The sequence below is a fragment of the Shimia ponticola genome, assembly GCF_007995215.1.
Lineage (GTDB): Bacteria > Pseudomonadota > Alphaproteobacteria > Rhodobacterales > Rhodobacteraceae > Shimia_B > Shimia_B ponticola.
In genome coordinates this window covers 43263-54394 of sequence record NZ_VCDK01000009.1, presented here as the reverse complement: position 1 = coordinate 54394, position 11132 = coordinate 43263, and the positions used below count along the sequence as shown (strand labels likewise).

Genomic DNA, 11132 nt, shown 5'->3' with positions numbered 1-11132 from the left:
GCCACTGGCGGACACGAAACTCTGGCGCTGGCTGACGCCCGCGCCCCAACACGACAAAAAGACGACTGAACTGGGGGAAACATGACCTTCGACCATTACTTCAACGCCCAACTGGACGCCCTCAAGGCCGAAGGGAATTACCGTTATTTTGCCGAGCTGGAACGCTGCTGCGAGAAGTTTCCCAAGGCCGCCAATCACGGGCCAGAGGGCGTGCGTGATGTCACCGTGTGGTGTTCGAACGACTATCTGGGGATGGGCCAGAACCCCAAGGTCATAGAGGCGATGCAAGAAGCCGTTGCCCGCTGCGGCACTGGCGCTGGCGGCACGCGCAACATCAGCGGCACGAACCACGATCACCTGCTTTTGGAGCGTGAAGTCGCAGACCTGCACGGCAAGGAAGCCGGTCTTCTCTTTACCTCCGGCTACGTATCGAACTGGACCGCGCTCAGCACATTAGGCGCACGCATCCCGAACGCGGTTATTTTCTCTGACAGTGAAAACCACGCCTCGATGATCGAAGGCATCCGCCATTCCAAGGCCGACAAGGTGATCTGGAACCATAACGATGCCGAAGATCTGGACCGCAAGCTCGCCGCTGTCGGCGACCGCCCCAAGATCGTAGCGTTTGAGTCCGTCTATTCCATGGACGGCGATATCTGCCCGATGGAAGAAATCGTTGAGGTCGCCGAGAAACACGGCGCGATGACCTATCTTGATGAGGTCCACGCCGTCGGCATGTATGGCGCGCGCGGTGGCGGTGTGTCCGAGGAGCTGGGTCTGGCCCACCGCATCGACCTGATTGAGGGTACGCTGGGCAAGGCATTCGGCTGCGTTGGTGGCTACATCACAGGCTCTGCTGCAATGTGCGACTTTGTCCGCTCTTTCGGCTCCGGCTTTATCTTTACCACCGCCCTGCCCCCGGCTGTCGCCGCTGCCGCGCGAACATCTATCGCGCATCTCAAGGAAAGCAGCAGCGAACGCGAAGGTCAGAAACGTCAGGTCGCCCGGTTGCGCGCCGCGCTGGATCGCGCCGGCATCCCGCATATGCCCAACGAGAGCCACATCGTTCCCGTGATGATCGGTGATCCGGTCAAGACGCGGATGATCAGCGACTACCTGATGGAGCAATTCGCGATCTACGTGCAGCCCATCAATTATCCAACCGTGCCCAAAGGCACCGAGCGGCTGCGCTTTACGCCATCGCCGCTACATACCGATGCCGATATCGACACCTTAGTCGATGCGCTTGGAATGCTTTGGAAACAGTGCGCAATCAGCCACGCGGTCGCCTGACCCTCACATCTTCTGAAAATTGCGTAAACGCAACGTCGCAGGGGGTTTACTCATTCCCTCTGCGGCTTAGGTCCAGCGCAATCTGAAAAGAGGAGAGACGCATGAAACTCACACGTCGAGACCAACTGAAGCTTTTGGGTGGCGCAGCCGTTGCAGCCGCAGTGCCAACCGCTCTGCTGGCCGAAAGCCACGCAACCGAAGAGTCCACCGACATGGCCGCAGAAGGCCCGGTCACCCATGAAATCCTGATGCTCAACGCTGACCCCGACAACCCACGGGAACGTCAGGTGTTCTCGCCACCAGTGGTGCGCGCCAAAGTCGGCGACACGCTGAAATTCATCGCAGAAGACCGCGGACACAACGCGCAAACGGACGATGACTGGATTCCAGAAGGCGGGACCGAGTGGAAAGGCCGCATCAACGAGGATGTCGAAGTCGTCGTCGAGGTCGAAGGTGCATATGGCTACCTGTGTCAGCCACACGCATCGGCCGGTATGGTCGGCCTTGTGCTGGTCGGTGATGTCTCGGGCAACTACGAAGACCTCAAAGGCGAACGTTTCCGTGGCCGCGCCAAGCAGCGCATGGAAAAGTACTTTGAAATGGCCGACGCCATGCTGGCTGAAGAAGCCGAAATGGCAACCGAGTCCTAAGACCGATCAGGCGATCTTCGCCTACTGAAACAATCGCTGAAGGCGCCCAAGCCAATTCTCCTCCGCAAGGGCGCCTTCGGCAACGATAAGAATGTCCGAGTTTTTGTCGGCGTCCACGGAATGACGCTGCACAAGCCGACCATCCTCAAAAACCGACACGGCCAGTTCCAGAGGAACCGTATTGGGCATGCTGAGCTTGATCTCACCTGCACCTGTGGCCGGGTAAGAAATAAAGCCGGTATAGAGCACAAGGTCCGTAAGCGCGGGCGGTACAACGGGGTCTGGCACTGTGCAGACCGCCATGGCGATGTTGCCGTCCAGCGGTGTCTCGAATGGCAGCGCATTGTCTGCCGGGTGAACCATCACCGACATCGCCTCAAGTGGCTGTTCCTCACCACCCAGCGACAACCGCGTGCCCGCGATCATGGCATCGCCAAAGTCGAATGTTCCGGTTTCGCGGAGCGCACCGAAATAAACCCTGCCATCGGACGCCGCCAAAGCATCCGGAGTAATGCCGAAGATGGTTTCGGTGTTGCGCGCAGGAAAGCGCATGAACAACTCGATCGACTGAGGGCGACGGTCTACAAGCACATCGATCGCGGCGGTTTTGGTGGCCTGTTTCATCTCCGAGATCGCAGTCCTTCACCCCCGCCGCACATCAAAACTTGGCGGCGACTGTATACGAAAGTTGACAAATCATGCCCCTGATCATTGCCAAGCACGGTTCGCGCTATACCTAAGACAGTACCAAAAAATTCCAAGGTAAGACGAATGAAGATCAAGACCATGAATGTGATGCTCGGCATCACCGCCTCTGTAGCCCTCTCGACTTCTGCGTTTGCAGGCGGACACGCGACAGGCGATGCCGCAGCGGGAGAAGAAGCATTTGGCCAATGTGTCACCTGCCACGTCGTCCAAAACGAAGACGGTGAAACGATCGCCGGACGTAATGCCAAAACAGGTCCAAACCTTTACGGCGTAGTTGGCCGCGCGGCGGGCTCTGTCGAAGGCTTCCGCTATGGTAAGTCCATGGTCGAAGCTGGCGAAGCCGGTCTGGTTTGGGACGAAGCTTCATTCGTTGCCTACGTGCAGGATCCAAACGGCTTCTTGCGTGAATTCCTCGACAGCCGCCGCGCGCGCGGCAAGATGGCGTATCAGGTGCGTGGCGCCGACGCTGAGGCGGAATCGGCCAATATCTATGCGTATCTCGCATCTGTCGGCCCTGAGGTCGAAATGATGGACAAAGACGGCGACGAAGGCATGGAAGAAAGCACCGACAGCTAAATAATCGTCTGTTTATCACAGCATAAGGGCGCGTTGGGACTCCAGCGCGCCTTTTGCGTGGGCCTAGACCGCCTCGATGATGCGAATGTCTGTTACGGTATCGTCCACCGCGCTAACAGCAGCGCTGAGACGCCCCATAAGGTGGCTCAGCACATAAGACGCATGGAACCTGCTGGGCGCTGCCAGTGTGAGTTGCGCTCCTTGGCGTTCGACCCTGCGCAGGCCCTGAAACCACGCAGCAAAGGTGCCTTGGTCTTCTTGATGCAACACGGCCTGCGCCAGCGACCACTCCGTCCCGTCCTGTACGTTAGGGGCTGCGACCTGAGCGGTTCGGAGCGGCACGACATTCGGCGCCGGTTGCGGCGACATGCGGAGTTCGAAATCCGGTCCCACCGCAGGCCATGACGCTTCAGTCGCGCGCCACAGTGCGTCGAGGTCCACTTTGTACTGACTGACTCGCCCCCGCGCCCCTTGACGCTTCACGATGAGCCAGCCCAATGCGCGCAGCTTGGCCATGTCGCGTTTGACGGTGCGCTCATCGACAGACCAAAGCCGCGCTATCTCACGCTGACCACAGGCAAGCTCCTCGCGCGCCCAGTTATACCGGGCCGTCAGCAGTGTGATGAAGCGTAACACCAGCCGCTGGTCATGTTTGTCAGACGCAAGGGCCATCGCACCCAGCGCTGTGATAAGGTCATATTTGACCGTCGCGGCATTGCGCCCAACGGGACGCACCGCATGGATAGGGGACTGCATCGTCACTAACCCTGATGATTAGACCCTATCGGGCCGATCTACTGCCTCAAGCCCTGCGTCGTTTCTCAACGCTATTCCAGGCTGTAGGTACATTTGCGTCCAGTCGCACGATTCTGTCAAGCGCGGTGATGGGCACCCACTGACCATTCCCATTTCATAAGAGAAAGAAAAGGTTTATTGGTATTGGGGGACAGACTGGACGTCCCCTAATGGGCACAAGATGTCCCCTAATCCACCTAGCACAGCCGCAACATGTCCCCCAAATAAAGACCGTTACCTCATCTTGTGAGAATCACAGACGTATGCGGTCGATGCCTTGTTTTGGGCAGTTCATCTCTTGATATCTTCTTTTGCTCTTTTTCCAAATCCGGCGTAAATTCTAAATGAATAAAAATTAGCGTCCCCGCGGGGACAGCAAAACGAGCAGAAAGACAGGACGCAGAATGTTTACGCACGAGGATCTGGCGCGGCTTCAGGCCCAATCGCTCAAGATGCAGGGCGCCATCCGGCAGCAGACCTATAGCCCCGAACACGAGAAAACCTTGCGGCGGTTTTCCAGTTGGGAGGTGGGCGAGCTGATCTTCAAGGTCAATCAATCGACCCTGCGCGGCCGCCTCGCCGCCGATCCCTCGCTCCCCCAAGGCCAGGTTGAGGAAGACGGACGGCAGCGTTGGTACTCACTGGATGAGATCAACGAACTGCGCCGCAAGCTGAAGGTCAATCGCAAGAGCCTGATGCCGCCCCGCCCGACGGGCAAGCGCGCGCTGCGCGCGGCCATTGCCAACTTCAAGGGCGGCGCTGGTAAATCCACCGTGGCGCTTCATTTCGCACATGCCGCCGCCCTTGATGGTTACCGCGTCCTTTGCGTCGATTTTGATCCGCAGGCGACCTTGTCTCACTCCATGGGCCTCAGCGACGTGGATGAGGAATACACCGTTTGGGGCATTATGGCCCGCGACCTCATCCACGAGACCGAACGCATGAACGCGGCTGCCACCGGGGCCGAAAGCGGCACCGCCCTGCCCCGTCGCCAACTGCCTGCTGCGGTCACCGATATGGGCCTCGCCGATCTGCGTGTTGCGGACTTCATCAAGCCAACGTCCTGGCCCACCATCGACATCGTCCCATCCTGCGCCAACGCCGCATTTGTTGAATTCGCCTCGGCCCAGTACCGACACATGAACCCGGAATGGTCCTTCTTCGCGGCCGTGTCGCGTTACCTCGATCAGATTCCCGATGACGCCTACGACCTCGTAATCTTCGATTGTCCCCCTGCCATTGGCTACCAGTCGATGAACGCGGTTTTCGCCGCTGACGTGCTCTACATCCCGTCTGGTCCTGGCTATTGGGAATATGATTCCACGACCTCCTTCATCGGTCAGCTATCCGAGGCTCTGGAAGACCTCGCGCGGTTCCGCAATGTCCCCGCGGGGACAATGAACCTGCCCAAGGCGTTTACGGACGTGCGGTTCCTGCTGACTCGGTTCGAACCGAACAACGACCTGCACCGCGCGATGCAGTCAGCCTTTGGAAAGGTCTTTGGCGACAGGGTCACTGAACACCCGATTGAGATGACACGGGCGGTCGAGCAATCCGGCCGCTTCCTGTCTTCGATCTATGAAATCGATTACCGCGACATGACTCGGGACACATGGCGCCGCGCGCGCGCGTCGTTCGATCGTGCCTATGAGGAATTCCGGGACCATTGCGTCGCCGCTTGGGAGAAGGTGAACTGACATGACCAAGAAGAAACGCCGCGTCTTTGACATCGACTTCGATAGCCCTGCCCCAGAGGTCAAATCCGCTGTCCCCGCGGGGACAGATGCACCGCAACGCCGCGGGCCGATGGCCACCGCCATCTCGGAAACCGCCGAGGCCTTGGACGAACGCGCCGAGGCAGAAGCCGCCATCCGCGCCGAAAACGACCGCCTTGCGCATGAACATGTCCGCCTCAAGAAACTTGGCCTGATCACCGACCTGATCCCGGTCGCCGAGGTGATGACGACCAAGCTGACCCGTGACCGGTCTGAGGGCGTCGATCCAGAGCTAGAAGAACTCAAAGCCTCAATCGCCGCTGTCGGCTTGTCGAACCCGATCCGGGTCGAGCAGACCGAGAATGGATACGAGTTGATCCAAGGCTTCCGCAGACTGTCGGCGTTCAAAGCGCTGCACGAGGAAACCGGTGATCCGCGCTATTCCCGCATTCCTGCCGGTCTGGTCCCACGGGGTGAAAGCCTTCAGTCGCTTTATCGCAAGATGGTCGACGAGAACCTAGTCCGCAAAGACATCAGCTTTGCGGAGATGGCGATGCTCGCCATGGCCTATGCTGATCAGGAAAATACGGATTACCCGACCGCGATTGCTGCGCTCTACGAATCCGCCGGGCGGCAAAAGAAGATCTACATCCGCAACTTTACCCGCCTCCTCGCCCGGTTAGGCAAGGGTTTGAAATTCGCCGAAGCGATCCCGCGCGCGCTGGGTCTTGAGCTTGACAAAAAGCTTGAAGCTGAGCCCGGCAGCACGCGTCAGCTGATGGCCGATCTTGCCAAGTTGGATGCGCAATCGGCTGAGGAAGAAATTGCTGCGCTGCGCAATTTTCTCACTGCGCGTCCCAAATCTGCGGCGCGCCCCACATCGGCCAAAACGACCCTGCGGCTGCGCCGGAAGGCTGGCGAAGCGAAATGCTTGGCGGCAGATGGGAAACTGACCTTGCAGGTGAACAAGGATTTCTCGGCCATGGACCGGCACAAGCTGGAGGCTGCGCTACTCCAATTCCTCGACGCGCTGGATAGCTAATCTTCTTGCTGAAAAAACTTCCGCCGGAGGCGTAGCTAGAGTTCCGAAAGAACGGCCTCTAACACTGTCTCCGGCGCTTCCTCATGCGCAAGATGCCCAAGGTTGGGCAGTCGGAGCACATGGGCATTCGGCATCCGTGCCGCTGCGGCGTCGGATGTCCCCGCAGGAACCGTGCCGTCATTCTCACCCACGATCAGCACGGTTTCGACCGTGTTTTGCGGCAAGCGGTTGAGCAGCCCGTCGAGCGACCAGTTTGCCATCATGCGTAGCGTCCCGTTCACATGGCTCGCCGATCCGACCAACCGCGCATAAAGCGCGAGGCCGTCGTCATCGAGTTTCGATCCTGTACTGTCCAGAATACGGGTGACGGATTGTTTGTTGGATGTCGCAGCCACCATGGGCGCGGTCAGCGGGTTGAGCGCCATGGCCTTGGCCGCCATTGGAAAGGCCCAGCCCGCGACACCTTTGAATGGGGCCAGAGCCGCATTCAGCCCAATGACTTTCCACGGCGCAGGGCGCGCCAGTTCCGATACACGCAACGCCACGGCGGCTCCTGCCGAATGCCCGATGATCGCTTTAGGCTCCCATCCCTGGCCCTGCATCAAATCCCAAAGATCGCGGGCCATTTGATCCAACCCGAACCGTCCCGGCGCTCTGGGTTTGGAGAACCCCTGCCCGGGCAAATCAATCGCGATCACGCGATGCGTCCGGGAAAGGAGCGGCATCAGATGTCGCCAACTTTGCGTCGCGCCCCCGGCCCCGTGGATCAGCAAAAGTGTCGGTCCTTGCCCCATTTCCTGAACGTGCCAACGACCTGTCCCCGCGGGGACAAATCGCGAGTGGTCTGCATGCGGCCAATGCGCTTTGTGCTTGCCCCAGTCCATCAATCCAGCGCGGCTGTGACGGCTTTGGACACCTTTTTCGCATCGGCGCGCGGCAGCGGGATATAGGGTGCGTCCATGACCTGAGCCAGCGCTTGTAGGCTGCGCTCAGGGCGTTTGCTGACGTCGATCACCAAAGCGGGAATGCCCTGCCCCCAAGCCTGGCGGGCCATCGCCGTGGCGTCCGACCCGGCTTCGGCCCGATTGGCATCACCGCTCAGCGCGATGTTGGCGCGCCCGTCGGTGAGAAGAACGATAGTCGGCGTGAGGCCGCGGCCCTTGGCGACCAGCGCCTGTTCGATCGCGGTCTTGATGCCTGATGCCAGCGGTGTGCCGCCTCCACCGGGCAAGGCGGCAAGGCGGCGTTTGGTTTGCACAAGTGATCGTGTTGGCGGCAAAAGCAGTTCCGCGTCTTCGCCCCGGAACGCCACGAGGGAAACGTGATCGCGGCGCGCGTAGGCCTCAGCCAGCAAAAGCTCGATCGCCCCCTTGGCCTCTGCCAGACGGGCGAGGGCCGCAGAACCCGATGCATCAACGGTAAAGATCAGAAGGCGATCAGACATTTCCTGATAGCGTTTCAGACGAATGTCAGAGCTGCGCACCTGCACGTTTTGTCCCCGTGGGGACAGCGCCTTGCGCATCGGTTGCCATGGTGCGGCAGAGCGCAGTGTTGCCACCAGATCCACCCGTGCGCGCCCATCCATGCGACCCGCGCGAGAGGGGAGGGGGCGACCGCGTCGGTTGCCTGTACGTTTGCTGCCTGAGCCAGAGCCTTTTGCGCTCCGGTTGGCTTTTTGCCCAGCCAGGTTAGCAAGCAAGTCCGGCGGGAGAACAGCCAGTGCGGCCTCAAGCAACATCTCATCCGGGATGAGTTGCTCAGTCTCTGCTTCGCCCTGATCCTGCGTTTGGTCCTGAGTTGGTTCGGGTTGTGGTTGGTCCGGTTCTTCTGTGTCGTCTGCGGGGAGTTGCGTGGCGCGCGGGGCAAGGATCAGGGCAACCGCCACCTCAAGGTCTTCGGTAGACACTGTTTTCCGGTTGTTTAGTGCCGCATTGGCCCGTGCGCAGCGCATTGCAAAAAGGGGTGCGCGCAGGCCTTCGATGCCTAGCTTTGCGCAAAGGGCAATAATTTGCGCGGCGGCGTATTCAGGCAGGTTAGGCTGTGTTTCTGGCGGCTGTCCCCGCGGGGACAGATCGGCGGTGGCCTCTCCATAGGCTATCTCTTCGAGATCGATATGAAAGGCCAAACGGTCCCGCAGCGCGGGGGGCAGGCCCTCATCCGCGTTCGCGGCTTCGTCCATTGCGATCAGGCAATGACCGGTTTTTGTATCGAGAGCCTGTGCCAAACGAGCGGCAAGACCAGGTTCACAGCGTTCGGCCATCGGCAAGACAAGGGTGGCTGATTGATCGAGAAGACCGACGCTGCGCACCTCACGACCGGCGGCAAGTGTCGCGCCAAGGTCAATGCCTCCAAACAGCTGATCATCACTGATCGCGTTGTGCAGTTTTCTGGTGGCATAGGGCAGGGCGCTCAGCCCGCGTAGCCATTGGTCCCTGACAGGCCCTGTGCGCGTTTTCAGCCAGACGCCACCCAGACCGAAAGGGTCCAATGCCAGTAACCGCAACGCCAGCTGCGCGCGGCCCCATGGCGTTTCAGGGATCATCCCGCAAAGACCTCTTCGACGATGCGGGTCACGCGGGTGCCTGATCCGGCCTCGTCCAGAGGGTCGCGGCGCAGGCGGTGGCGCAGAGCGGATGGTGCGATTTCAGCCAGATGCCGGTCTGACAGCGTTTTGTCGCCGCGCCATGCGGCGAGCGCGCGTCCCGTTTTCAGCAATGTCAGTTCGCCGCGCAACCCATCGGAGCCGAGTGCGATGCAGAGTTCCGCGCACCGGCGCAGCACCTCTGGCGGCGTCGAAACCTTTGGCAAGATTGCGCGCGCGGCGAGGATTTGCTGACGGATTTTCATATCTTCTGGCCCCCAAGTGGCCATGAAGGTCTTGTGGTCACTTTCGAACGCATCGCGGCGGGTGATGACCTCAATCCGCGTGTCGATATCGCTGGGGCTAGTGACGTCTACCGACAGGCCGAAGCGGTCGAGGAGCTGGGGTCGCAGTTCGCCCTCTTCCGGGTTGCCCGAGCCAACAAGGACGAAGCGGGCGGGGTGTCGGATGCTCAGCCCCTCACGCTCGACTACGTTTTCACCGGATTGGGCGACGTCGAGCAGGAGGTCGACGATGTGATCCTCCAGCAAATTGACCTCATCAATGTACAGATAGCCCCGATTTGCGCGGGCCAGCAGACCGGCTTCAAAAGCCTTTTCACCCTTGGTCAAAGCCTTTTCGATATCCAGCGCACCGACGACACGATCCTCGGTCGCGCCCAAGGGTAGGTCGATAACGGGCGTGGGTTTTTCAATCACTGTCCCCGCGGGGACAGTGGCCCAGTCGGGTACATCTTCGACCCGTTCAGAGTTCACCGGGCAGCCCTCAACCGCCTGAATGCGCGGCAGCAAGGCTGCCAACCCACGCACGGCGGTGGATTTGCCTGTGCCCCGGTCGCCAAAGACCAGCACGCCGCCGATCTTGGGGTCGATGGCCGTCAGGATCATCGCGCGTTTCATTTCGTCCTGTCCGACGATGGCGGAAAACGGGAAAGGGGTCATGCGGCGTCCTTCAGGTTTTGCAGGGGGCTCTTGCCCTCCCACGTGCCGACGTCGCCGGTGACGGCGAAGCGGGCGTAAAGCTCTTCTTTGAACCAGCCGCCTTCGCGCACGGCGCGGATCGCCTGCGCGTGGGGGCCAGAGGGTTTGCGGGCGAATTCGGCCATGGTTTGTGCATCGGGCCAGATCGAGAACGTGACCTGATGCAGCCATGGCACCTCTCCGATGCCGATCTTGAAGGCGACATTCGGGTCCTTGCCGATCACGTCCGAAATATTGGGGACACGGCCCCAGAACTGGGTGGCGACCTTGGGTTTGATGGTGGCCCGCGTCAGGGCTGCGAGGGGTCCGTCAGTGTTTGTCCCCGCGGGGACAAATGGCTCTGCGCCCGACCAATTGCCCTTGGCCGAGGTGGGTTTGAGGAACACGGTCCAGCTTTCGACCGCCTTGCGGCGATAGCGCTGAAACAGAGCCTGATTTTCGATCCTGTTCCGCGCGATGTCGGCGTCGGGCCATGTGCAAAGGATCGCGTAAACAGCCGTGTTCGGAATGGGCGTGAAACCTTCGCCGATGCCTGAGCCGCATAGCTTCCAGAACCCGATATCAGGAATGCGTGGCATGGACGCGCGGGCAAATCCCATCATCGCAAAGGCCCATGCCTTGGCGGCTACTCCGGAGAACCGGAAGAAACTGATGGTGACGCTCTGCGGCATGTTGGAATCGGCGGACCCAAACGAAAAACTGTCAACTCAGTCTGACACATATCTGAAAATATTGAAAGACAAGGGCGACAGAACACCTAAGTAGGTGTAA

The 11132-nt window shown here is 60.1% G+C and carries 11 protein-coding genes; 5 read left to right on the top strand and 6 right to left on the bottom strand.

Translation table 11 applies throughout. The annotated features are described in order from the left end of the window. Positions 1-81 precede the first annotated feature (81 nt). Positions 82-1293, top strand: coding sequence for a 5-aminolevulinate synthase (gene hemA / locus FE702_RS17790; protein ID WP_147127689.1), 1212 nt, complete (start codon positions 82-84; stop codon positions 1291-1293). Positions 1294-1394: 101 nt separating this feature from the next. Beyond that, entirely contained in the window at positions 1395-1943 is a 549-nt protein-coding gene (locus tag FE702_RS17785) for a plastocyanin/azurin family copper-binding protein (protein WP_147127688.1), read from the top strand. A 21-nt stretch (positions 1944-1964) separates the two neighbouring features. On the opposite strand, the gene FE702_RS17780 is transcribed toward FE702_RS17785, so the two are convergent. Further along, complete coding sequence (locus FE702_RS17780; RefSeq protein WP_147127687.1) at positions 1965-2567, bottom strand: hypothetical protein; 603 nt, start codon at positions 2565-2567, stop codon at positions 1965-1967. A 147-nt stretch (positions 2568-2714) separates the two neighbouring features. Between FE702_RS17780 and FE702_RS17775 the strand changes: the two genes are divergently transcribed. After that, entirely contained in the window at positions 2715-3227 is a 513-nt protein-coding gene (locus FE702_RS17775) for a c-type cytochrome (protein WP_255449728.1), read from the top strand. Positions 3228-3290: 63 nt separating this feature from the next. Here FE702_RS17775 and FE702_RS17770 read toward each other — a convergent pair whose 3' ends face one another. Further along, complete coding sequence (locus FE702_RS17770) at positions 3291-3983, bottom strand: DnaA N-terminal domain-containing protein (protein WP_147127686.1); 693 nt, start codon at positions 3981-3983, stop codon at positions 3291-3293. Positions 3984-4426: 443 nt separating this feature from the next. Here FE702_RS17770 and FE702_RS17765 point away from each other — a divergent pair, with 443 nt between their 5' ends. Beyond that, positions 4427-5719 carry an AAA family ATPase gene (locus tag FE702_RS17765; RefSeq protein WP_147127685.1) on the top strand — a complete coding sequence of 431 codons (1293 nt, stop codon included), beginning with the start codon at positions 4427-4429 and terminating at the stop codon, positions 5717-5719. A 1-nt stretch (position 5720) separates the two neighbouring features. Next, positions 5721-6779 (top strand): ParB/RepB/Spo0J family partition protein, encoded by a 1059-nt coding sequence (locus FE702_RS17760; RefSeq protein ID WP_147127684.1) that lies wholly within the window; start codon positions 5721-5723, stop codon positions 6777-6779. 35 nt (positions 6780-6814) lie between these two features. On the opposite strand, the gene bchO is transcribed toward FE702_RS17760, so the two are convergent. Genes bchO through crtA form a run of 4 tightly spaced genes read right to left on the bottom strand, consistent with a single transcriptional unit; the run spans position 6815 to position 11032 of the window. Further along, a complete protein-coding gene (gene bchO, locus FE702_RS17755) occupies positions 6815-7663 on the bottom strand; it encodes an alpha/beta fold hydrolase BchO (RefSeq protein WP_147127683.1) in 849 nt (282 codons plus the stop codon). Continuing rightward, positions 7663-9321: a magnesium chelatase subunit D gene (locus FE702_RS17750; RefSeq protein WP_147127682.1), complete on the bottom strand. Its 1659-nt coding sequence runs from the start codon at positions 9319-9321 to the stop codon at positions 7663-7665. The genes bchO and FE702_RS17750 overlap by 1 nt, the downstream gene beginning before the upstream one ends. Next, entirely contained in the window at positions 9318-10322 is a 1005-nt protein-coding gene (gene bchI / locus FE702_RS17745; protein ID WP_147127681.1) for a magnesium chelatase ATPase subunit I, read from the bottom strand. The genes FE702_RS17750 and bchI overlap by 4 nt, the downstream gene beginning before the upstream one ends. Then, positions 10319-11032, bottom strand: a complete 714-nt coding sequence (gene crtA, locus FE702_RS17740) for a spheroidene monooxygenase (RefSeq protein WP_147127680.1) — start codon at positions 11030-11032, stop codon at positions 10319-10321. The genes bchI and crtA overlap by 4 nt, the downstream gene beginning before the upstream one ends. Between the last annotated feature and the right edge of the window lie 100 nt (positions 11033-11132).

Excerpts from the sequence above, each read along its gene's own strand:
- FE702_RS17785 (WP_147127688.1), top strand. The coding sequence starts at position 1,395 with ATGAAACTCACACGTCGAGACCAACTGAAGCTTTTGGGTGGCGCAGCC.
- crtA (WP_147127680.1), bottom strand. The coding sequence starts at position 11,032 with ATGCCGCAGAGCGTCACCATCAGTTTCTTCCGGTTCTCCGGAGTAGCC.
- hemA (WP_147127689.1), top strand. The coding sequence starts at position 82 with ATGACCTTCGACCATTACTTCAACGCCCAACTGGACGCCCTCAAGGCC.
- bchO (WP_147127683.1), bottom strand. The coding sequence starts at position 7,663 with ATGGACTGGGGCAAGCACAAAGCGCATTGGCCGCATGCAGACCACTCG.
- FE702_RS17760 (WP_147127684.1), top strand. The coding sequence starts at position 5,721 with ATGACCAAGAAGAAACGCCGCGTCTTTGACATCGACTTCGATAGCCCT.
- FE702_RS17775 (WP_255449728.1), top strand. The coding sequence starts at position 2,715 with ATGAAGATCAAGACCATGAATGTGATGCTCGGCATCACCGCCTCTGTA.
- FE702_RS17770 (WP_147127686.1), bottom strand. The coding sequence starts at position 3,983 with ATGCAGTCCCCTATCCATGCGGTGCGTCCCGTTGGGCGCAATGCCGCG.
- FE702_RS17750 (WP_147127682.1), bottom strand. The coding sequence starts at position 9,321 with ATGATCCCTGAAACGCCATGGGGCCGCGCGCAGCTGGCGTTGCGGTTA.
- bchI (WP_147127681.1), bottom strand. The coding sequence starts at position 10,322 with ATGACCCCTTTCCCGTTTTCCGCCATCGTCGGACAGGACGAAATGAAA.
- FE702_RS17765 (WP_147127685.1), top strand. The coding sequence starts at position 4,427 with ATGTTTACGCACGAGGATCTGGCGCGGCTTCAGGCCCAATCGCTCAAG.
- FE702_RS17780 (WP_147127687.1), bottom strand. The coding sequence starts at position 2,567 with ATGAAACAGGCCACCAAAACCGCCGCGATCGATGTGCTTGTAGACCGT.